This is a genomic window from Streptomyces sp. NBC_00005, assembly GCF_045160215.1.
Classification (GTDB): Bacteria; Actinomycetota; Actinomycetes; order Streptomycetales; family Streptomycetaceae; genus Streptomyces.
In genome coordinates this window covers 460,153-482,378 of record NZ_CP108316.1, presented here as the reverse complement: position 1 = coordinate 482,378, position 22,226 = coordinate 460,153, and the positions used below count along the sequence as shown (strand labels likewise).

Here is a 22,226-nt window from a genome sequence, read left to right as displayed (position 1 = left end):
TCGGTCGGGCCGCCGCAACATCCGGACGGCGTACGGTCATTGAGGCTTGGCAGCCCAGGCCGCTTCCACCGCGCCCGCGAGCGCGTCGCCCTTCGCGAAGCCGTAGTAGACCGCGAACTGGAGCACGATCTCGTCCATCTCGTCCTTGGTGAGGTCGCCGGAGTGCAGCGCCGACGCGACGTGCGTACGCAGCGGGACGGGGGAGTCGTCGAGGGCGACGCTCGCCACCGTGATGATCCGGCGTTCGCGGCGGCCGAGGCCGGGGCGCTGCCAGACGTGGCCGAAGACAAAGCCCAGGATGCCCGCCTGCCGGTACGGCGAGTTCGGCGGCGGGGCCGGGGTGAGATTGACGTCGATGAACTCGCGCGCGCCGAGCTCCAGGCGCTTCTCGTGGTCCTGCGGGCCGAGCGAGTTGTTCGTCAACTCCGGCCAGGGAGGGGCCTCTTCGCCGCGCTCCCGGTGTATGCGGTCCCACTGGCGGGCGATGGCGCCTTCGACGTGCGACGCCTTGGGCCAGCCGCAGTAGACCGCGAAGTGCAGCACGAACTCCAGCATCTCCTCCAGCCCGATGTCGCCGCTCGCGAGAGCCGCGTACACGTGCTGCTCGATCGGCTCGGGGGAGTCGGCGGCGGCCACACAGGTCAGGGTGACCCAGCGGCGGTCGCGCCGGCTCAGTCCCGGGCGCGCCCACACGTCGCCGTAGAGGAAGTCGCGTGCGGCGCGGCCGAACGGTGTGTCCGGTGACGGGAGTTCGCGCTGGGTGGTGGCCATGACTTCGGGGAAACTGCTCATCGTCGGCTCCTGACGGTCACGCGCGGATGAAGACGTTCTTGGTCTGCAGGAACTCGTACAGGCCCTCCTTGCCGCCCTCGCGGCCGTGCCCGCTGTGCTTGTAGCCGCCGAACGGCGCGCTCGCCGGCTGCCCGGACGCCCCGTTGACGTGCACCGTGCCCGCCTGGAACCGGGGAACCAGGCGCTGCACCCGAGTCACGTCCCGTGTGTAGAGCACCGCTCCGAGTCCGTACGGGGTGGAGTTCGCGAGCTCCACCGCCTCGTCCTCGGAGTCGAAGGGGATGACGCAGAGCACTGGTCCGAACACCTCGTGCCGGGCCACCTCGCTGCCGGGATCCACGTCGGCCAGGACGGTCGGTTCGACGAAGTAGCCGCCCTGGACCTGAGCCGGAAGGCTGCTCGGGATGACGGCGTGGCCGCCGGCGACGACCCTGCCGCTGTCCGCTGCCTGGTCGATCACCCCGAGGATCCGGTCCCTGGCCGCCGGGCCGATCACAGGGCCGAGCGTCGTCGTCTGTGCGAAGGGGTCGCCGACGGTCACAGCGGCGGCGGCGGCCGCGGCGGCCCGCACGACCTCGTCGTAGACGTCGCGGTGGACCAACAGGCGCGTACTGAGGTTGCAGCCCTGTCCGGCGAGGGTCATGCACGAGCGGACCGTCTCGGCGACGGCCGCGTCGAGGTCGGCGTCGGGGAACACCACGCTCGCGGTCTTGCCACCGAGTTCCAACAGGACCGGCTTGAGGGTGTGGCGTGCCGCGTCGAGGATCTTCTGCGCGGTCGGAATGCCGCCGGTGAACGAGATCATGTCGACGTCCGGGTGTCGCACCAGGTGATCACCGGCTTCCGGACCACCCGGCAGGATGTGCATGACGCCGGGCGGCAGCCCTGCCTCCAGGGCGATCTCGCCGAACCGCGCCACGGCGAACGGTGCCAGGTCGGGCGACTTGACCACGACACAGTTGCCCGCCGCGAGCGCCGGGGCGATCTTCATGCCGGTCGACATGACGGGGCCGTTCCAGGTGAGGATGATGCCGACCACGCCGTACGGCTCGGGGACGGTGTAGCCGAGGCCCGGCACCATGACCGGGTTCGACGGGCTCGTCAGGCCCTCGATCTTGTCGGCCCAGCCCGCGTAGTAGCCGAACCAGCCGGCGCACAGATGGGCGAGCGCCGACGACAGCGTCAGCGGCGCGCCGATCTCCAGGGTGGTGAGCCGGCCGAGGTCCGGGACGTGCTCGAGCATCAGCTCCTCGATCCGCTGGAGGATGCGGCGGCGCAGCGCCGGGGACATCGCCCGCCACTCGGGGTGGGCGGCCCGTGCGGCGGCCACGGCATCGTCGACCTCCTGCGGGCCGCTCAGCAGAACGGAGCCGTTGACGTGGCCTGTCGCGGGGTTGATGTGGTCCACCGCGCCGACGGAGGTCTTGTTGCGCCAGGTGCCGTCGATGAGGGGGCCGGTGAGGCCGAGTTCGGCGGTCGTGGGCGAGGGAGTCGAGGTCGTGGTCATGTCGGAGCCGCCTTCGTCTGGTACGGGTTCTGGGGGCGGGTGCGCGGGGGCGTCGGGCACTCGGCGGGGGCGTGCCTCGGGACGACGAACACCTTGCGTGCTCGGGCCGGGGGGTCGCTCGCTGTGCCGGGCCGGTTCGGACGTGGCGCCGCAATGGTTCGGGCACGGCGCCGCAGTGCTCTCAGAGCCGGGTGACCCAGCCGCCGTCGACGCTGATCGTCTGGCCGTTGATCCATTCACCGGCGGGCGAGGCCAGCAGGAGCAGCGTGCCGAGCAGGTCCTCGGCGGGTGCCTGCTTCTTGCCAGGGATGGCGGAGCCGAGCGCGGCGCGTGCGGGATGGTCGGCGGGCAGGCTCTTGAACCCGGGTTCGTTCTCGACGAGGCCCGGCGCGATCGCGTTGACGTTGATGCCCAGCGGGCCCAGCGAACGGGCAAGCCCCACCGTCACGTTGACCAGTGCCAGCTTGCTCGCCCCGTAGACGCCGCCGCCCATGAACGCCCCGGCCGACACCTGGTTGATGATCCGCCCGCCGCCGCGCTCCACCATCGACGCCTTCACCGCGCTCGCGCAGACGATCGCGCCGAACACATTGACCCGCATGACCCGATCGAACCACTCACCCGGCAGTTCGAGGAGATCCACCTGTGGGATGTCCGCCATCAGCGCCGCGTTGTTGACCAGGATGTCGATCCCGCCGAACGCCTCGCAGGCCCGCGCGGACATGGCGGCGGCCGAGGCGCGATCCGTGATGTCGACAGGCACACCCAGTGCGTGCAGCCCGTCGGAGACGAGGGACTTGGCGGCCCGGTCTGCGCCCTCGGCGTCGAGGTCGCCGATCACGACCTGCGCCCCGGCCTCGGCGAGAGCCCGGGCGTAGACCTGGCCGATGGCTCCGGCGCCACCGGTGACGACGGCCACCTTGCCGTCGAGACGCATACGGTCGAGGGGGTTGCTCATGGCGACCTACCTTCTTCAGTGCGGGTCCTACGTCGGTCGGGACGGATGCCTGGACGGAAACTGGGACAGATACAGGTCGACGTCCGCGCCCAGGGCGCGCAGTTCGTCGGCGGCTTCGGGCGCGGTGAGCAGCAGGAACCGGTCCTCGCTGACGCCGTCGGCGAGCAGCTCGCCCACCGACTCGGCGTCCACGACGGGGAACGCCGGCCCTTGCGGCGGCGCCGGTTCTCCGTAGAAGGCGATCTGCTCGACGATGTTCGTGGCGACCCCGGCCGGGCACAGACACGTGACCCCGACACCGCGCGGTCGCAGATAGAGGGCGAGCGCCTCGGACAGGCCGACGAGCGCGTGCTTCGTCGCCGTGTACGGCAGCCGGTCGAAGCCGTAGGGCAACAGGCCCGCCGTGGAGGCGGTGTTGACCACGTGCCCCGAGCCCTGTTCCAGGAGCAGCGGCAGGAACACCAGGTTGCTGCGCACCACGCCCAGCAGATTCACGTCGATCACGCGCTGCCACGCGTCGAGCGGGATGTCCTCGACGGGACCGACGGCCAGGATCCCTACGTTGTTCATCACCAGGTCGACGCGTCCGAACCGGCCAAGGGCCAGATCCCGGACAGCCACGAGATCCTCGACGCGGGTGACGTCGCAAGGGGCCGCGACAGCCGGGCCGCCGAGTTCGCCGGCCACGGCGCGCGCACGCTCGGCGTCGAGATCGGTGACCACCACCCGCGTGCCGCGTCGCGCGAAGGCGTGCGCGGCGGCCCGCCCGATCCCGCTGCCCGCGCCGGTGACCACGGCGACGGCATCGTGCAGATCCACGCTCATCGAACGACCAATCCTTGGAAGGGACGTGTCCTTGCCGGGACTTGGGAGGTAGGTGACCTTGGCGGGACTCGCCGGAACCGGCGAACCTCGTGACTACGGATGGAGTGGCAGGGCAGCTTCGTACGGCATCGGCGTGTCGAGTGCGCCCAGCGTCGCCGCGGACACCGGGGCCGCGAGGAACCCGACGACACCGTCGAGGAGATCGCCCACATGGACGGCGTACGGCAGCACCCGCTCGTCGCGGGCGCGGCTCTGCTCCCGCTCCGCCCCCACGTGCACGCTGAAGGCCGTTGCCTGGGCGATGCGGTGCGCCCGCAGTGGCTCGGGAACACCAGGGAGCAGCGCGCCCACCCGGGCACGGAAGCGGTGGGTGGGCGCAAGCAGCTCGGGGGAGAGGTGAGCGAGAACGTCCCGGCGGCCGTGCTGCTGCAGCTTCGCCACGAAACTCAGGTAGCGGCTGCCCTCCCGCTCGCTCTGTTCGAGCGCCGGCACGAGATGACACTCCACCCAGGACCTGAGGTCGTTCGGGCACCGCTCGGCGACCAGTGCGTCACGCCGTGCGTTGAGATCCCGAAGCCGGTACTCGAAGATCGCCTGGACCAGACGCTCCTTCGAGCCGAAGTGATATTGCACCGCAGTGTTGTTGCCGTTCCCGGCGGCCGCGCTGATCTGTCGCAGGGACGCCCCGTCGAGCCCGCGCTCGGCGAACAGCCGCTCCGCGGCCAGGGCGATCTGTTCCTTGACGGTCGAGGACGTCACGACATACCACCCCCTCGCAGAGGTAGGTTGCGCAGAGGTTAGTTGCGCATGAAAGAGAATCGCATTTCCGTTCAGCGGGAATCGAAGCATGGACACGAGGGGAAGTCAACTGCCTTAAACGCGCGCGGTGACCTCGTCCACCAACCCCCACGCCCGGGCCTCACGCGCCGTCAACACCGTGCCCGACAGGGCGAGATAGGCGGTCCTGTGGCGGCCGATCCGGCGGGGGAGACCGGCCGTGCCGCCGGCGCCCGGGATCAGCCCCATGGCGACCTCGGGCAGCTGGATGCGGGTGTCCGAGGCGGCCACGACCCGGCCGGCGAACGACGCGAGTTCGATGCCCGCGCCCACGCACGCGCCGTGCAGATGGGCGGTGACCCGGTCCGCGCAGCGCGCCACCAGGGCGGCCGGGCTGCGCTCGACGCGGATCCGGTGGGCGCGGGCGGGGTCGCGCGAGGTGCCGAACTCGGTGAGGTCTCCGCCACTGCAGAAGGCGGGACCGTTGCCCCGCAGGTCGACCCGGGCCACCGAGGGGTCGGCGTCGGCGACCGTCAGGGCCTCGCACAAGGCGTCCCTGGTCGCCGCGTCGACCGCGTTGCGCACCCAGGGGCGGTCGAGGGTGACGGTCAGCCGGTCGCCGTCGCGGTCCAGGCGCACCGGCCGCGCGGCGGGTCGGGCGGTGCCGCGTGGTGCCGTCGCGAGCCAGTGCCGGAACACCGCGCCGGCCTGCAGCACGGAGTAGGCGAGCGACTCGGCGACGAGGCGCTCCGGCACGCTCAGGTTCCGCCCCAGGCGCAGGACTTGGACCAGCGCGAGCGCCGCGTCGGCGCGCTCCTCCACCAGCTCACACAGGCGGGATGCGGTCCTACGGGGGTCGGCGCAGGACACCCAGGGGCGCGGCGCGTCCGGTGCGCCGGTCAGGAGCACGTCGTACGCCTTTGCCGCGACGTCGACGGGCCGTGCGGCGCAGCCGATGACGACGGAAGGCCGCGCCTCGAAGGGGGTGTCCCTCGCCGCGCGGTTGAGGGCGCGGTCGTGGGCGTGGGTGTGGTCGAGGTCGACGAGTTCACAGGGAGTCCCCATGCGGGCCGGTGCTCCGTTCGCCGTTCAGATCCACCGAGCGGTCCTCCCGTCAGGGTCTCCCGTTCGCGTCGGCGCGAGTGTAATTTGTCGAGCGACTTCGCAGAAGGGCGGTTGCCGGATTGGAGAACGCTGCTCTTTATGTACCTGGGGCCGACGTTGCCGGGACTGACGTTGCCGGGGCCGACGCGCCCGGGGCCGACGTACCCGGGGGAGGAAGCGATCGCCTCGGATGGGCCGGCACAGGGGCGCGGCTCCTGGACGGTCCGCTGCGGCCCCTTGTCGGCGTCGCCAGTGAACTCGCCGCGCTCACCGGCGTTCCGGTCGACCTCGATACCGAGCTGTTCCTGCGGGCCCGGCTCGCGGGTTTCGCGCCGCCGGGGCGCACGTCGGCCGGTGGTTCCTGCCGTCTGCTGCGGGCCGCCGACGGCTGGGTGGCCGTCAACCTGGCACGACCCGACGACCACGCGTGCCTGCCCGCACTCCTCAACCTGCTGGGCGGTGCGCGGGAGTTGACGGACGCGGTCGCCGCGCGCCCAGCGGCGGAGACCGTCCGGCATGCCCAACTCCTGGGCGTGGCCGCCGCCGTCCTCGCATCCGAGCGGCACCGCCGTGCGCCCGTCCACCGCGCACTGGTCGGGCCCGCAGGCGAGGCGCGGACGCCCGACGGAGTGCGCGTCGTGGACTTCTCGGCGCTGTGGGCAGGCCCGCTGTGCGCGCGCCTGCTCGGCCTCGCGGGCGCCGAGGTGTTGAAGGCGGAGAGCGCGACACGGCCCGACGGCGCGCGTCGCGGCAACCCCGCCTTCTACCAGCACCTGCATCACGGCCACCGCGCTGTCGTCCTCGACTTCGCCGACCCGGACGCCATGCGTGCCGCGGTGGCCGAAGCCGACGTCGTGATCGAGGCATCCCGGCCGCGCGCCCTGCGCCGCGCCGGACTCGATGCGCAACGGTTCCTCGCCGCGCGGCCCGGCCGGGTGTGGGTGAGCATCACCGGATACGGGCGCGACGACGACCGGATCGCCTTCGGCGACGACGCGGCGGTGGCGGGCGGGCTCGTGGCGCGGCCGTCCGGCGGCAGGGACCCCGCGTTCCTCGGCGACGCTCTCGCCGACCCTGTCACCGGGCTCTACGCGGCCCGCGCCGCCGTCCGGTCGCTGCGGGACGGGGGCGGGCACCTCGTGGACGTCGCCATGGCGGCGTGCGCGGCGGAACTCGCCGGGGCCGGGCGGTGCCTGAACTCTCCGGTGCCGGGCGGCTCGACGGGCCGGGGTGGCAAGTGCCCGTGCTGATCAGGGATGTGGAGGTCGAGGCGCAGGGCCGGGTCGACGTACGGGTGGCGGCCGGGCGCGTGGTGGAGGTCGGCGCGCGCCTCGGCGGGCGTACGGGGATCGACGGGCGGGGCGGTGCGCTGCTGCCGGGTCTGCACGATCACCACGTGCACCTCGCCGCACTGGCCGCCGAGTCGGCTTCGGTGCGGGTCGGGCCGACGGACGTGCCGGGATCCGAGGGACTGGCGAAGGCGCTTGGGGCCGGGGCACCGGGGGAGTGGGTGCGGGCCGTCGGCTATCACGAGAGCGTCGCGGGCGCCCTGGACCGTGCGGCACTCGACGCTCTCGTCGCCGACCGGCCGGTGCGGGTGCAGCACCGCAGCGGCGAGCTGTGGGTGTGGAACGGGGCCGCGCTGCGCGCCGCGGGCCTTGACGACACAGGGGACGGCAGGTTCTGGCGGTCGGACGAGCGCCTGCGCGCCGGGCTCCCGCCAACTCCCCTGGATCTGAAAGGAGTCGGGCGTCGGGCCGCCGCCCGCGGCGTCACCGGGTTCACCAACGCCGACCCCCACCCCGCCGCCGGCCTGCGCGCACTCCTGCGGTCCCTGCCGCAACGCCTCACCGTCCTGGGCCTGGACCGTGCCGCCCCCGTGAAGATCCGCCTGGACGACCTCACGCTGCCCACCCCCGACGACCTGGCGGGGAGCGTCATGCGGGCCCGGCCCCGCCCCGTCGCCGTCCACTGCGTCACCCGCGTCCAGCTCTTCGTGACCCTGCTCGCCCTCGACGAGGTGGGCAGCGTGCCCGGCGACCGCGTCGAGCACGGCGCCGTGATCCCCGCCGAAGCCCTGGACTGGCTGCGGCGGCTCGGCGTCACCGTGGTCACCCAGCCGCACTTTCCGGTGGAGCGGGCGGCCGCGTACGAGACGGACGTGGCCCCCGACGACAGGCCTCACCTGTATCGCTGCGGCACGCTCGCCGCGGCCGGGATCCCCGTCGCCGCCGGCACGGACGCCCCGTACGGGACGGCGGACCCCTGGGAGGTGATGCACGCGGCCGCCGGGCGGCAGGGGCCCGAAGGCCTGACCCCGCGTGCCGCGCTCGGTCTCTTCCTGGGCGATGCGCTCGCTCCGGGCGGCCCGCCGCGCACGGTGGCGCCGGGCGCCGCAGCAGATCTGTGCCTGCTCCACGTACCCCTGCGAGAGGCGATCAAGGAGTTGTCCGCGGATTGCGTACGGGCGGCGTTCGTGGGCGGCCGGGCCGTCTGACGCGTCAGCTGTCGAGGCCGTCGAGGTCCAGCCGTTCCCGCCGGTCCACCCGCGCCGCCGCGCGTGCGAAAGCGCACACGTGGCGCTCCATGCGGCGCTTCGCCCCCGCCTCGTCCCGCTCCCGGATCGCCTTGGTGACCCGCGCGTGGGCCCGGACGGTGACCTGGCGGATGTCGTCGTCCAGGAAGTGCTCGATGTCCGTGGCCGAGTAGATCGAACTGGCCAGGGCGCTCATGAAGCCGATCAGCAGCTCGTTGCCCGACGCGCGGGCCACGACCGTGTGCCACCGGACGTTGCCGCGCAGGAACCTCGGGACGTCTCCGGCGTCTCCGGCGCCCACCAACTCCTGGTGTGCCGAGTCGAGTTGGGACAGGTCGTCCTCGGTACGGCGGGCGGCGGCGAGTGCGGCGCAGGCGGGTTCGACGGCCTCGCGTGTCTCGTGCAGTGCGTCGAGCCGGATGCGTTGGCCCCGGATTACCAACTCGACGGCACCGGCGAGGGATTCGTGGTTCGGGCGGTGTACGAACGCGCCGCCGCCCCGGCCCGGTCTGATCCGCAGCAGCTTCTCCACCTGCAGGATGCGCAGTGCCTCGCGAACCGTGGCGCGGCTCAGCCCCGTCCGCTCCACCAACTCCCGCTCCGGAGGCAGCGCCGAGCCCTCGGCGAGCTCTCCGGCGAGGATGCGTTCCCGTATGTCGGCCGCCAGTACGTCGGCCGCCTTCGGGACGCTGAGCGCGGTGAAACGCGGCCCGGCGACGGGAGTTGCGCTGTTCTCGGGGGCCACGGGCATCCAGTCCATCCAGTTCATCCAGGCGTCGCATGCGGGGCGGGGCTCAGTAACTCCTCGGCAGGCCGAGGGTGTGCGAGCCGAGGTAGTTGAGGATCATCTCCTGGCTGACCGGGGCGATCTTCAGCAGGCGGGCCTCCCGGAAGAACCGGGCGACGGCGTACTCCTCCGCGTACCCCATGCCGCCGTGGGTCTGCAGCGCCCGGTCGGTGGCGTCGAACCCGGCGTCCGCGCACAGGTACTTGGCGGTGTTCGCCTCGCGCCCGCACGCGCGGCCGTTGTCGTACAGCCAGGTCGCCTTGCGCAGTACCAACTCGGCGGCGTCGAGCCGGGCGAGGGAGTCCGCGAGCGGGAACTGCAGCCCCTGGTTCATGCCGATCGGCCGGCCGAAGACCTCCCGCTCGTTGCCGTACCGCACCGCTCGCTCCAGCGCGACCCGCCCGATCCCCAGCGCCTCGGCGGCGATCAGCATCCGCTCCGGATTGAGCCCGTCCAGGATGTACCTGAAGCCCTGACCCTCCTCGCCGACCCGGTCGGCGACGGGCACGCGCAGCCCGTCGATGAACAGTTCGTTGGAGGTCACGGCGTTGCGCCCCATCTTCGCTATGGGCCGGACGTCGATGTGCGCGCGGTCCAGGTCGGTGAGGAACAGCGTCATGCCGTCGGTCTTCTTCTTCACGTCGTCGGCGCGTGTGGTGCGGGTGAGGAGCAGGATCTTCTCCGACTCCATGGCCTTGGAGATCCACACCTTGCGCCCGTCGACGACGTAGTGGTCGCCGTCGCGGCGCGCGAAGGTGGTGATCCGCGTGGTGTCCAGACCGGCTCCCGGCTCGGTGACGCCGAAGCACACGTGCAGATCGCCGGTGGCGATGCGCGGCAGCGTGCGCTGCTTGAGTTCCTGCGAGCCGTGCACGACCACGGGGTGCATGCCGAAGATGCTCAGATGGATCGCGCTCGCCGCGTTCATGCCGCCGCCCGACCGGGCGACCTCCTCCAGCAGGAGCGTGGCCTCGGTGATCCCGAGCCCGTGGCCGCCGTACTCCTCCGGAATCGTCAGACCCAGCCAGCCGCCGTCGGCGACGGCGGCGTAGAACTCGGCCGGGAACTCGTGCTGTTGGTCCTTGCGCATCCAGTAGTCGTCATCGAAGTCGCGGAGCAGCCCCGCGACGGCCTTGCGGATCGTCTCCTGGTCCTCGGTCAGCTGGAAGTCCACGTGCGGTACACCTCCGAGACGCCTGAGCGTCCTCGACGAACCCGAAACATGCCAAAGGTCAGACCGAAACGTACAGTGCGGTGCCTGTTCTCAACAGGGGTCCGGCAGTAAGCCAACTCCCGCCGGGTGCGGGGCACGTGCGTTGCGCTCCTTGCGGGGCCCGACAGTCGTCGCTGCGATGGTGTCCCCGCCGAGTGGTGCAGCCGGTCGAGGTTCGTGAACGCGCGGGTGCAGTGCCTTGACTCTCGTCGACATCGCCGCTGCGCTCGCCGTGGCACCCGGTGACCTCATCAACCACCTGACGCAGGGCCGCTCCGGCGAGATCCCGGAGTAGCGCCCGAACCGGCCAGCAGCTTCGCGAGGGCCTCAGCAGTGGCCCGGCAGGCCGCCGTGGTGCCGCGTCGGCGGCGATGGCGGTCAGGAAGGCAAGGGAGTCGATGTCGCCGGCCGCGTCCGCACCAGCTTGGATCTGCTGCAGGAACCGGGCCCGCGGCCACCGCACGATCTTCAGGAGTCCACACAACCCCCGATGATCACGCGGTGGTTGTACCCGTTCCCGGCCGACCTTGACACGAGATCATGAAGCTGGACCGCAGTGCTAGGTCAGGACCAACCAGCGTCGGCCGTCGATGAGCTCTCGTGCCGCATCGAGGTGGCCGGCGTGGCATGCAGTCTCGGTGATGACGTGCAACAGGACGTCGCGCAGGGTGTGCAGATGCGGTTCGCCGAACAGGTCGTGAGGCCACCACGCCAGGACGCCGTCAGCAGGAGTGGTGGTGATGACGGTGTCGGAGAGTTCTGCCTCCTGCCGGTATCCGTCGAGCACGTCGTCGGCCCGCGCTTCCGGAGCCACGTTCCAAGCTTCGTCGCCGCTCGTCAGGCCGCGGATGATCTCCTCGTCCCCGGCGACAACCGCACGGAACCAGAAACGTTCAACGTCCAGCGCAAGGTGCTGGACCAGCCCCAGGCAGTGCCATCCGGATGGCAGCACCGGCCGTCGCAGAGCCTCCGTGTCGAGCCCGTCAAGGATGCCGAGAACGTGGCGGCGCTGCCCGGCCAGGACCCGAAGAAGCGCCCTGACCTCATTATCCGGAGCCGTTTCGCTCGTATTTTCGGTCACGGGCACCCAGGATTCCCCAACTCCTGCGGTCATGCAGGGAGTTCTCCGATATCCGGGACACACAATCAACGGCAGGCCAGCGGAAGCGTGGACGCGAGCAGCATCCGACAACATCTGCCGCTCCAGGGACACGTCGCCGTAACGACTTGCCGCACCCTCCAGCCATGGATCACGAAACCGTACTGGAGTACTGGGCCCGGAAAGCTGGCTCCGCGCCGAAGTCGATGCCGTCCGCGCTGAGCTTTTCGGTCGCCACCTCGCCCGGCACTGGCTCTGGAGCAGTTGTGGTCACCGAAGCCCCCGGCCCGGCTCACCAACCTGCCGACCCCAGGCTGATCAGCAGGCTTGCCCGCCCCTGCGAACCCGCGCCACCCGGCCGGGGCCGTGGAGCCCGGCGCCCACTCGGCGCGACAGCCGGGCCCTCCCGCTGACCACCGCCGGCCCAACAAGCGGATAGGGCCCGCGAGTTGACCTGACAAGCCGTCATGCAGGATCGAGCTTCAAAGGTGGAATTTACGGTTGCTCCGCTTTGTCGGTCGGCGGTCCACACACATCACCGACGAGTGAGCGGAACCATTGGTGTGCGGGGTGGTTGTGGAGCCGTTCGTGCCAAATGAGTTTGTAGCTCAGCTTCTCGGTTTCGAAGGGCAACGGGCAGGTCGCCAACTCGTGCTGCGCGATGAGTGCTCGGCCGTGCCCGTCGATGAAACCGCTCGGCACACACGTCAGCAGGTCGCTTTCAGCAACGATCCGCAAAGCGTCAGCGAAGTGATTGACGACGGCCACGATCGTCCGAGTGTGACCCTGCAGGCCGAGCCAGCCGTCAATCACACCCAGATCCATACCTGATGGCGTCACCAAGATGTGGTCAGCCGTCGCGAACTGATCCAGACTCATTTCTCGCATCAACGGATGTCCGTGGCGCATTACGCACACGTAGTGCTCTGCGCGAAGGACGCGCACGTGGATGTCACGAGGAAGGGCGGGAAACATGCCGACCGCGCAGTCCAATGTGCCGCGCTCGATTCCGTCCAGAGAGGTGGCATTGGTGTGGAACGAGAAAGCGATGCGGGCATAGGGCGACGTGTCCCTCAGCTTCAGCGTGATGCCACAGACCGCTTCGGCCGCGAGGCTGTCCGTGACCGAGAGACGGAATCCAGTCGGATCCGTACGGGGATCGAAGTGCTGGGGTGCGATCGAGGAGCGGATCGTCGCCAGTGAACGATGGAGCTCGGGCCAGATGGCCAGCATCCGCGACGTCGGCTGAACACCGTCGGAGACTCTGAGGAACAACTGGTCCTGCATCAGCTTGCGAGCACGCCGAAGAGCATTGCTGACGGCCGGCTGGCTCATGGACAGGCTGGTCGCGGCGCGCGTCACGTTCCGTTCCAGCATGACGGCTTCGATGACCAGGAGCAGGTTGAGATCAAGCCGCGCGTTATTCACCTGGGTTATGGCGATCCCCCCAGACTGTGAATTGGACCCATTCGGAACTCTGGGCAACGCTAGCAGCACGAACGCGCCGGGCGTGCAGGGCTGTGGCTGACCGGGTCGCAGTTGATGGCCGACGTCCGAGATGTAAGACGTTGAAAGGATATTCGCCACGATGATAGACGTCCCTGCCGGAGACGTGCTACCGAAGCTGACCGGAAAGATCAGCCCGGAACGGATTCGTCTCATGCGCACCCCGCGGCCGCCGCAGGAACTGATCGAGGGCTTCAAACGCATCGCCGACGCGACCAGCGTCGTCTCCGACATCATGGACGAGCTGGGCATAACGGGAGTGATCGGTGCCTCGGTCCTCAAGCCGACCCTGCCGTCCGCGAGCATCGTCGGTTCGGCGCTCACCGTGCGTAACATCGTGCAGCGCGAGCCGGCTTACGAAACGGCGCGCGACCATGTGAATCGCATGGCGGAGTTCGAGGCGCACAATCTGGCCCTGCCCGGCGACGTCATCGTGATCGACGGAGTCGCAGGCATCTCGAATATGGGCGGGATTTCGGCGCAGACGGGCAAGCGGCAGGGCGAGGCCGGTGCCGTCATTTCCGGCGGCATCCGCGATGTCGGCCATTCTCGGCGGGTCGGCTATCCGATCTGGGCCACCGAATTCACCCCGGTGACAGGAAAGTGGCGCATCGAGACGGTGGAGATCAACGGCGACATCCAGATGTTCGGCGTCCGCGTCTCGCCCGGCGACATCGTCGTGGCGGACGAGACCGGGGTGTGCTTCATCCCGCTCGCCAGGGCGGCCGAGGTGTTGGAACGGGCAGTGGCGAAGGCCGACTTCGAGGAACTGAAGTGTGCCGCGATCGACGCCGGCACCGCCGTAGCCGATCTCCCGACGAATGCGTGAGGCCATGACCTATTCCTCGCGGAGACTGCGTGTTTCCGTCCTCGACGACTATCAGGACGTCGTCCGTACCCTCGACTGTTTCAGCAAGCTGCAGGGCCATGACGTCACGATCTGGAACGACTCCGTGGCCGACGTGGACGAGCTGGCCGAGCGCCTGGCCGACGCCGACGTACTGGTCCTGCTGCGCGAGCGCACCAAGATCGACGAATCACTGCTCAGCCGCCTGCCGAACCTCAAGCTGATCAGCCAGAACGGCCACATCCCGCATATCGACCTCGACGCCTGCACGCGGCACGGGGTGGTCGCGGCCTCGGCCCTGACCTCACGTCCGTCGTACCCCACGGTGGAGTTCACCTGGGGGCTGATCCTGGCCGGGATGCGCAACATCCCGCTGGAGAGCGCCGCACTGCGCGAGGGCCGCTGGCAGAGCACCGTCGGCCTGGGGCTGCGCGGCCGGACGCTGGGCATCTACGGCTTCGGCCGGCTCGGCTCGATGGTGGCGCGGATCGGTGTGGCGTTCGGGATGGAGCTGCTGGTCTGGGGCCGGGAGGGCTCCCTGGACCGGGCGAAGGCCGAGGGCTTCGCGGTCGCGGAGAGCAGGCAGGCCCTGTTCGAGCAGTCGGATGTGCTCAGCCTGCACCTGCGCCTGAACCAGGGGACCACCGGGTTGATCGGTGCGGAGGACCTGGCGTTGATGAAGCCGACCGCGCTGCTGGTGAACACCAGCCGGGCGGAGCTGATCCAGCCCGGAGCGCTCGCCAAGGCGCTGGAGGCCGGCCGGCCGGGCAAGGCGGCGATCGACGTGTTCGAGCACGAGCCGCTGACCGACCCGAACGATCCCCTGCTGCGGCTGCCGAACGCCCTGTGCACGCCGCACCTCGGCTTCGTCGAGCGCGACAACTACGAATTCGCGTACGGCAACGCCTTCGACCAGATCGTGGCCTTCGCCGAGGGCTCCCCGATCAACGTCCACAACCCCGATGTGCTGAAAAAGGACCACGTGTAATGAACCTTGAACTTGACGGCGAAGTCGTACTGATCACCGGCGGCAGCAAGGGCATCGGCCTGGCCTGTGCACGCGCCTTCGGCCAGGAGGGCGCCCGCGTGGTCATCGTGTCGCGCAGCAAGGACAACCTGTCCGCCGCCCAGGAATTCCTCGCGGAGGACGGCATCGAGGTCACGACGTTCTCGGCCGACTTGTCCGATGTGGCGGCGGCGGAACGGGCGGTCATCGCGACCGAGGAGCAGGTCGGACCGATCGGCGTGCTGGTCAACTCGGCCGGCGGCGCCAAGCGCGTGCCCCCGGCCGAGCTGTCGTCGGTGAAGTGGCGTGTGGCGATGGACGCGAAGTTCTTCACCTACATGAACGTCATGGACTACGTGCTGCCGCGGATGGTGGAGCGGCAGGCCGGCTCGGTCGTCAACATCATCGGTACCGGCGGCAAGATCGCCTCTCCGATCCATCTGCCCGGCGGTGCGGCGAACGCGGCACTGATGCTGGCTTCCGCCGGCCTGGCGGCGGCCTGGGGCCCCGCCGGGGTCCGCGTCAACGTCATCAACCCCGGCGCGACCATGACCGACCGGGTGCAGATGTCCCTGGACGCGGAGTCGCGCATGACCGGAAAGCCGCCGGAGGAGCTGCTGCGTCTGAACCAGCAGCGCATCCCGCTCGGCCGGTACGCCACCCCGGAGGAGGTCGCCGATGCGGCGCTGTATCTCTCCAGCGCCCGGGCGTCCTACGTGACCGGCGCGTCGCTGACCATGGACGGCGCGCTGACCCCACTCGTCGTGTAAGCGGCGAGCCGAAAAAAAATCCAGCAATTAGGAGGAACAACGATGTTCTCCTGGTATGGCGAGCTCACCACGCGTGAGCGCAACACATTCTGGGGATGCTTCGCCGGATGGGCTGTTGACGCGATGGACGCGCAGCTCTTCAGCTTCGTGCTCCCCGTGCTCATCACGACCTGGGGCCTGACGACGGCGCAGGCAGGTTATCTGGCCACGGCGACGCTCCTTTCGGCGGCCATCGGCGGTTGGGCGTGTGGCTTTCTGGCGGACCGCTTCGGCCGTGCCCGCGTCATGCAGTTCACCATTCTCTGGTTCTCGGTGTTCACTCTCATCGCGGGCTTCGTGCAGAACTTCGACCAGCTCATCATTGTGCGTGTGCTGCAAGGGCTGGGCTTCGGCGGCGAGTGGGCCGCCGGCGCGGTGCTGATGGGTGAGATCATCCGGCCCGCCCATCGCGGCAAGGCGGTGGGCTCCGTCCAGAGCGGCTTCGGCATCGGATGGAGCGCGGCGTCGCTGCTGGCCGGTGTGGTCCTCGCCCACGTACCGGCGGAGTACGGCTGGCGTGTGCTGCTGATGATCGGGGTGCTGCCCGGTCTGCTGGTGCTGTACTTGAGACGCACCATCGAGGAGCCGGAGCTGTACAAGCAGACGCGCGCCGCCATAGCGGCCGAAGGCCGCGGCCCCGGTCTCGGGGCGATCTTCAAGCCGGGAGTGCGGGGCGTCACCATCAAGGCGTCGCTGCTGGCGTTCGGCGTCGTCGGTGTCGGTGGGGCGATCGTCAACTGGCTGCCGACGTTCATGAAGACGGTCCGGGAACTGTCGCCCAGCGCCTCGGGGTACTACCTGTTCCTGGTGACCGGCGGTTCGTTCTTCGGCTTCCTCGCGAGCGCCTATCTGGCCGACAAAATCGGCCGACGGCGGACGTTCCAGCTGTTCCTGGCCTGCTCCTGGCTGGTGACCATCGCGTACATGTTCCTGCCGCTGTCGGGCTGGCCGTTGATCCTCATGGGTGTGCCGTTCGGCTTCTTCACGATCGGCAACTACGCGACGCTGGGCCCGTTCTTCACGGAACTGTTCCCCACCGCGGTCCGCGGCAGCGGGCAGAGCTTCGCCTACAACTTCGGCAAGGCGGCCGGCGCCCTCGCGGTCTCCTGCATCGGCATCCTCGCCCAGTCGATCTCCTTGGCCGAGGCCATCGGACTGGTCGCGCTGCTCGGTTACAGCGTCGCGATCGTGATCACCCTGGTGCTTCCCGAGACGAAAGGCATGGACCTCACACCGGGTGTCGACGCGGCGCCCGCAAGCGCAACACCCAGCAAGTCCCCGGCCGGCAACTCCTCAACCGTGTGAAGACGGCCGAGTCACCCCTTCCCCCTCCCAACTCCCACCGCAGACCGCGCTCTTGATGCTCGCGTCCCGGCTCGTCGCCCATGGGACCAGGCCCTTCCGAGGCCGTAATCCAGCACCGCGGTCGATCAGGCCACAAGGCCTTCACCGAACGGTTCACCAGGCAGCGACCCCCTAGGGATCGTACGACCGTCAACCGCTCGTCCCCGCACCACCGTTCAGCGAGGCGAACGCACCCGAGGCCTCGCCCCCTCCCCGACCAGGCATGCGCGGTCGATGACGCCTGCCCAAATCCCCTACGGCAGTCCCCGTCGCTGTCGCCCGCGCAGGTCGCGGAACGCACGCCCACCCTCACCGACGCCGAGTGCCCGCCCCACCGGGCGGGCCCGGCGTCCCCCCACTCGACTGACAAGGAACACATCATGGTCGCCCACATCACGCACTGGATCGGCGGACAGCCGTGGAGCGGTGCCGCCGAGCGCGGCGGGGACATCCACGACCCGGCGACCGGCCGGATCACCGGCCGCGTGGTCTTCGCGTCCACCGACGAGGTCGATCAGGCCGTGGCCGCCGCTGCCGGCGCGTTCAAGCACTGGAGCAGGACATCGGTGGCCAAGCGCGTGCAGGTGCTGTTCGCGTTCCGCGAGCTGCTCAACGCGCGCCGCGAGGAGCTGGCCGCGATCATCGTCGCCGAGCACGGCAAGGTGCACTCCGACGCACTCGCCGAGGTGGCCCGCGGCATCGAGGTCGTCGAATTCGCCTGCGGCATCCCGCAGTTGCTCAAGGGCGGCTTCACCGAGCAGGCGTCCACCGGCGTCGACGTCCACTCGGTCCGCCAGCCCCTCGGCCCGGTCGCGGTCATCTCGCCGTTCAACTTCCCCGTCATGGTGCCGATGTGGTTCTTCCCCCTCGCGATCGCCGTCGGCAACACCGTCGTCCTCAAGCCGTCGGAGAAGGACCCGTCGGCCGCGAACTGGCTGGCCGCGCTGTGGAAGGAGGCTGGGCTGCCGGACGGTGTGTTCAACGTCGTGCACGGCGACAAGCCGGCCGTCGACCGGCTGCTGGAACACCCCGGCATCAAGTCCGTGTCCTTCGTCGGCTCCACCCCCATCGCCCAGTACGTCTACGAGACCGGGGCCCGGCACGGCAAGCGGGTGCAGGCCCTCGGCGGCGCCAAGAACCACATGCTGGTCCTCCCCGACGCGGACCTCGACCTGGCCGCCGACGCCGCAGTCAACGCCGGCTTCGGCGCGGCCGGCGAGCGCTGCATGGCCGTGTCCGTCCTGGTGGCTGTCGACCCGGTCGGCGACGAACTGGTCGCGAAGATCAAGGACCGTATGGCCGGGCTGAAGGTCGGCCCCGGCTGCGCACCCGCTTCAGAGATGGGCCCGCTGGTCACCGGCGTGCACCGGGACCGGGTGACGTCGTACCTGGAAGCGGGAGTGGCCGACGGCGCCGAGCTGGCGGTCGACGGCCGTGAGCACACCATCGCGGCCGAGGCCCCCGATGGCCGCAGCACCGCCGGCGGCTTCTGGCTCGGCCCCACGCTCTTCGACCACGTCAAGCCCGGCATGTCCGTCTACGACGACGAGATCTTCGGCCCGGTGCTGTCCGTGGTCCGGGTGGGCTCGTACGACGAGGGCCTGGAGCTGATCAACGCCAATCCGTACGGCAACGGCACGGCGCTGTTCACCAACGACGGCGGCGCCGCCCGCCGCTTCCAGCACGAGATCGAGGTCGGCATGGTCGGCATCAACGTGCCCATCCCGGTGCCGGTCGCCTACCACTCGTTCGGCGGCTGGAAGGCGTCGCTGTTCGGCGACACCCACGCCTACGGCGAGGACGGCGTGAAGTTCTTCACCCGTTCCAAGGCCGTCACCCAGCGCTGGCTCGACCCGTCGCACGGGGGGATCAACCTCGGCTTCCCGACGAGCGATTGAGCACTCACCACCACGTATCCGCTCGTATCCACAGGCATGGCTCAGCAAGTCGGACAGGAACGGCAGGGTCGAACGCGAAGGGTGTGGGCACCGATGGATGGACAAACACATGTCGTGCCGGGCGCACAGGCCCGGCACCAACACATTCACGACGAGAGAGGAAGACGATGGCCGCATCGGAACCGGAATCCCAGCGGATAGGCATACCCGCCGAGTCCACTGCGGGCGAGACGAGGGTGGCGGCGACACCCGCCACCGTGGCCAGACTTGTCGCGCTCGGGTACCACGTGGTCGTCGAACCGGGAGCGGGAGAGTCGTCCCGCTTCTCCGACGCGGCCTACGAGGAGGCGGGAGCCCGCCTCGGCGACCCCTGGCCGGCCGAGATCGTACTGAAGGTCAACGCCCCCTCGAGCGAGGAGATCGACCGGCTGCGTGACGGAGCGACGCTGATCGCGCTGATCGGCCCCGCTTTCCACCCGGAACTGGTCGAGGAGCTGGCGCGGCGGCCGGTCACCGTCCTCGCCATGGACGCCGTCCCGCGCATCTCGCGCGCCCAGTCCCTGGACGTCCTCAGCTCCATGGCGAACATCGCCGGATACCGGGCCGTGGTCGAGGCCGCGCACGCTTTCGGCCGCTTCTTCACCGGCCAGGTGACCGCCGCCGGCAAGGTGCCCCCGGCCAAGGTGCTGGTCGCCGGCGCCGGTGTTGCCGGACTCGCTGCGGTCGGCGCGGCGCGCAGCCTCGGCGCCGTCGTCCGCGCCACCGACCCCCGGCCCGAGGTCGCCGAGCAAGTGCGCTCGCTGGGCGGGGAGTTCCTGGCCGTGCAGTCCGAACAGGAGGCCGGTACCGACGGTTACGCCAAGGCCACGTCGGACGACTACAACCGGCTCGCCGCGCAGCTGTACGCCGAGCAGTCCGCCGACGTCGACATCATCATCACCACCGCGCTCATCCCGGGCAGGCCGGCGCCGAAGCTGGTCACCGCCGAGGACGTCGCGCGCATGAAGCCCGGCAGCGTGATCGTCGACATGGCCGCGGCACAGGGCGGCAACGTCGACGGAACGGTCGCCGGGAAGGCGATCGTCACCGACAACGACGTGACGATCATCGGCTACACCGACCTGCCCGGCAGACTCCCCGCCCAGGCGTCCCAGCTGTACGGCACCAACCTCGTCAACCTGATGAAACTGCTCACCCCCGGCAAGGACGGCCGGCTCGTCCTGGACTTCGACGACGTGGTGCAGCGGTCGATCACCGTGGTCCGTGACGGCGAGAAGACCTGGCCGCCGCCACCGGTTCAGGTGTCCGCCGCGCCCACCCCCGCCGCGGCCCCGGAGCCCGCCACGCCCCCCGACGTACCGGTGAAGCCCACACGCTCCGCACCGTCCGGGTACACGCTCGTCGGCGCCGGAGCACTCGCGCTCTTCCTGGTGACCGCCTTCTCGCCGCCCCAACTCATCGCCCATTTCACGGTCTTCGTCCTGGCGATCGTGATCGGCTTCTACGTCATCGGCCATGTGCACCACGCGCTGCACACCCCGCTGATGTCGGTCACCAACGCGATCTCCGGGATCGTCGTGGTCGGCGCGCTGCTGCAGATCGGGCAGGCGAACACCGTCGTCACCGTGCTGTCGTTCGCCGCGATCCTGCTGGCGAGCATCAACATCTTCGGCGGATTCGCCGTCACCCGCCGCATGCTCGGCATGTTCTCGAAAGGCTGACCACGGATGACCACCACCACGGCCGCACAGGCCGCCTACGTCGTCGCCGCGCTGCTGTTCATCCTCAGCCTCGCCGGACTCTCGCAACACCGGACCTCCCGCTCGGGCATCGTCTGGGGCATCGCGGGCATGGTCATCGCGCTGGCCGCCACCATTGCTCTCGCCTCGCAGAGCATCACCGGCACCGGCCTCGTGCTGATCGCCGTCGCCACGGCTCTCGGCGCGGGCATCGGACTGTGGCGCGCCCGAGTGGTCGAGATGACCGGCATGCCGGAGCTGATCGCCGTCATGCACAGCTTCGTCGGCCTCGCCGCCGCGCTCGTCGGCTGGAACGGCTACCTCGATGTCGAAGCCCGAGGCGGCGCTCAGCACGAGATCACCGGTTCGCTGCTCGGCATCCATCACGCCGAGGTCTTCATCGGCGTGTTCATCGGCGCCGTCACCTTCACCGGTTCGGTCGTCGCCTACTTGAAGCTGTCGGCGCGCGTGAAGTCCGGCCCGCTCATGCTCCCCGGCAAGAACGCCCTCAACCTCGGCGCGCTCGCCGCGTTCGTCGTGCTCACCGTGGCGTTCGTGGCGCGGCCCCACATGGGACTGCTCATCGCGGTCACCGTGGTGGCGCTGGCCCTCGGCGCGCATCTGGTCGCCTCCATCGGCGGTGGCGACATGCCGGTGGTCGTCTCGATGCTCAACAGCTACTCCGGCTGGGCCGCGGCCGCTTCCGGCTTCCTCCTCGACAACAACCTGCTGATCGTCACCGGCGCGCTTGTCGGCTCCTCCGGCGCCTACCTCTCGTACATCATGTGCAAGGCGATGAACCGCTCCTTCATCTCGGTGATCGCGGGCGGATTCGGGGCCCCGGCAGTGACGAGCGACGACACCGACCACGGCGAGCACCGGGAGATCAGTGCGGAGGACACCGCGGAACTCCTGCGCGACGCCTCTTCGGTGGTCATCACCCCGGGCTACGGTATGGCGGTCGCCCAAGCCCAGTACCCGGTCGCGGAGTTGGCGCGCAAGCTGCGCGAGCGCGGCGTCGAGGTGCGCTTCGGCATCCACCCGGTCGCCGGCCGGCTGCCCGGTCACATGAACGTGCTGCTCGCTGAGGCCAACGTGCCCTACGACATCGTCCTGGAAATGGACGAGATCAACGACGACTTCGCCGCGACGTCGGTCGTCCTGGTCATCGGAGCCAACGACACCGTCAACCCCGCCGCCGCCGAGAACCCGACCAGTCCCATCGCAGGAATGCCGGTGCTGCACGTCTGGGAGGCGGCCCACGTCGTCGTCTTCAAGCGCTCCATGGCTACCGGATACGCGGGCGTGCAGAATCCGCTGTTCTTCCGGGACAACAGCCAGATGCTGTTCGGCGACGCCAAGCAACGGGTCGAGGACATCCTGCGCAGCCTCGACGCAACCGACGCGGCGGCTCCCGCCATGGCCGGGGCGAACCGCTGACAAACTCCGGGAACGCGGCGACGCCCGGCTGTCACCATT

The 22,226-nt window shown here is 69.9% G+C and carries 19 protein-coding genes; 9 read left to right on the top strand and 10 right to left on the bottom strand.

Annotated elements, in window-relative coordinates; translation table 11 throughout:
* Window positions 1-36: 36 nt before the first annotated feature.
* From OG303_RS02440 to OG303_RS02415, 6 genes are all read right to left on the bottom strand, one after another.
* Window positions 37-792: a carboxymuconolactone decarboxylase family protein gene (locus tag OG303_RS02440; protein WP_405864220.1), complete on the bottom strand. Its 756-nt coding sequence runs from the start codon at window positions 790-792 to the stop codon at window positions 37-39.
* 16 nt (window positions 793-808) lie between these two features.
* Window positions 809-2,299, bottom strand: a complete 1,491-nt coding sequence (locus tag OG303_RS02435; RefSeq protein WP_405864218.1) for an aldehyde dehydrogenase family protein — start codon at window positions 2,297-2,299, stop codon at window positions 809-811.
* Window positions 2,300-2,480: 181 nt separating this feature from the next.
* Window positions 2,481-3,257: an SDR family oxidoreductase gene (locus tag OG303_RS02430; protein ID WP_405864216.1), complete on the bottom strand. Its 777-nt coding sequence runs from the start codon at window positions 3,255-3,257 to the stop codon at window positions 2,481-2,483.
* 27 nt (window positions 3,258-3,284) lie between these two features.
* The gene (locus tag OG303_RS02425) at window positions 3,285-4,082 is read right to left on the bottom strand and encodes an SDR family oxidoreductase (RefSeq protein ID WP_405864214.1); all 798 of its coding nucleotides are present in this window, start codon (window positions 4,080-4,082) and stop codon (window positions 3,285-3,287) included.
* Window positions 4,083-4,175: 93 nt separating this feature from the next.
* The gene (locus OG303_RS02420; protein ID WP_405864212.1) at window positions 4,176-4,841 is read right to left on the bottom strand and encodes a TetR/AcrR family transcriptional regulator; all 666 of its coding nucleotides are present in this window, start codon (window positions 4,839-4,841) and stop codon (window positions 4,176-4,178) included.
* A 114-nt stretch (window positions 4,842-4,955) separates the two neighbouring features.
* Complete coding sequence (locus OG303_RS02415; RefSeq protein WP_405864210.1) at window positions 4,956-5,924, bottom strand: enoyl-CoA hydratase/isomerase family protein; 969 nt, start codon at window positions 5,922-5,924, stop codon at window positions 4,956-4,958.
* A gap of 119 nt (window positions 5,925-6,043) precedes the next feature.
* On the opposite strand from OG303_RS02415, the gene OG303_RS02410 reads away from it, so the two are divergent.
* Window positions 6,044-7,213 carry a CoA transferase gene (locus tag OG303_RS02410; RefSeq protein WP_405864208.1) on the top strand — a complete coding sequence of 390 codons (1,170 nt, stop codon included), beginning with the start codon at window positions 6,044-6,046 and terminating at the stop codon, window positions 7,211-7,213.
* Entirely contained in the window at window positions 7,207-8,460 is a 1,254-nt protein-coding gene (locus OG303_RS02405; protein WP_405864206.1) for an amidohydrolase family protein, read from the top strand. The genes OG303_RS02410 and OG303_RS02405 overlap by 7 nt, the downstream gene beginning before the upstream one ends.
* A 4-nt stretch (window positions 8,461-8,464) precedes the next feature.
* Here OG303_RS02405 and OG303_RS02400 read toward each other — a convergent pair whose 3' ends face one another.
* From OG303_RS02400 to OG303_RS02385, 4 genes are all read right to left on the bottom strand, one after another.
* The gene (locus OG303_RS02400) at window positions 8,465-9,259 is read right to left on the bottom strand and encodes a FadR/GntR family transcriptional regulator (RefSeq protein WP_405864204.1); all 795 of its coding nucleotides are present in this window, start codon (window positions 9,257-9,259) and stop codon (window positions 8,465-8,467) included.
* Window positions 9,260-9,293: 34 nt separating this feature from the next.
* Entirely contained in the window at window positions 9,294-10,460 is a 1,167-nt protein-coding gene (locus OG303_RS02395) for an acyl-CoA dehydrogenase family protein (protein ID WP_405864202.1), read from the bottom strand.
* A gap of 598 nt (window positions 10,461-11,058) precedes the next feature.
* On the bottom strand, window positions 11,059-11,586 hold the full coding sequence (locus OG303_RS02390; protein ID WP_405864200.1) for a DinB family protein: 528 nt from the start codon (window positions 11,584-11,586) through the stop codon (window positions 11,059-11,061).
* Window positions 11,587-12,093: 507 nt separating this feature from the next.
* Window positions 12,094-13,026 (bottom strand): LysR family transcriptional regulator, encoded by a 933-nt coding sequence (locus OG303_RS02385; RefSeq protein WP_405864198.1) that lies wholly within the window; start codon window positions 13,024-13,026, stop codon window positions 12,094-12,096.
* 160 nt (window positions 13,027-13,186) lie between these two features.
* Here OG303_RS02385 and OG303_RS02380 point away from each other — a divergent pair, with 160 nt between their 5' ends.
* The 7 genes from OG303_RS02380 (at window position 13,187) to pntB (ending at window position 22,187) form a co-directional block, all read left to right on the top strand.
* Window positions 13,187-13,933, top strand: coding sequence for an RraA family protein (locus tag OG303_RS02380; protein ID WP_405864197.1), 747 nt, complete (start codon window positions 13,187-13,189; stop codon window positions 13,931-13,933).
* Between the two features lie 4 nt (window positions 13,934-13,937).
* Window positions 13,938-14,939 carry a D-2-hydroxyacid dehydrogenase family protein gene (locus OG303_RS02375; RefSeq protein ID WP_405864195.1) on the top strand — a complete coding sequence of 334 codons (1,002 nt, stop codon included), beginning with the start codon at window positions 13,938-13,940 and terminating at the stop codon, window positions 14,937-14,939.
* Window positions 14,939-15,727, top strand: a complete 789-nt coding sequence (locus tag OG303_RS02370; RefSeq protein ID WP_405864193.1) for an SDR family NAD(P)-dependent oxidoreductase — start codon at window positions 14,939-14,941, stop codon at window positions 15,725-15,727. Before OG303_RS02375 ends, OG303_RS02370 begins: the two co-directional genes overlap by 1 nt.
* A 42-nt stretch (window positions 15,728-15,769) precedes the next feature.
* The gene (locus OG303_RS02365; protein WP_405864191.1) at window positions 15,770-17,071 is read left to right on the top strand and encodes an MFS transporter; all 1,302 of its coding nucleotides are present in this window, start codon (window positions 15,770-15,772) and stop codon (window positions 17,069-17,071) included.
* A gap of 419 nt (window positions 17,072-17,490) precedes the next feature.
* On the top strand, window positions 17,491-19,008 hold the full coding sequence (locus tag OG303_RS02360) for a CoA-acylating methylmalonate-semialdehyde dehydrogenase (RefSeq protein WP_405864189.1): 1,518 nt from the start codon (window positions 17,491-17,493) through the stop codon (window positions 19,006-19,008).
* Between the two features lie 167 nt (window positions 19,009-19,175).
* The gene (locus OG303_RS02355) at window positions 19,176-20,729 is read left to right on the top strand and encodes a Re/Si-specific NAD(P)(+) transhydrogenase subunit alpha (RefSeq protein WP_405864187.1); all 1,554 of its coding nucleotides are present in this window, start codon (window positions 19,176-19,178) and stop codon (window positions 20,727-20,729) included.
* Between the two features lie 6 nt (window positions 20,730-20,735).
* The gene (gene pntB / locus OG303_RS02350) at window positions 20,736-22,187 is read left to right on the top strand and encodes a Re/Si-specific NAD(P)(+) transhydrogenase subunit beta (protein WP_405864185.1); all 1,452 of its coding nucleotides are present in this window, start codon (window positions 20,736-20,738) and stop codon (window positions 22,185-22,187) included.
* Window positions 22,188-22,226 lie beyond the last annotated feature (39 nt).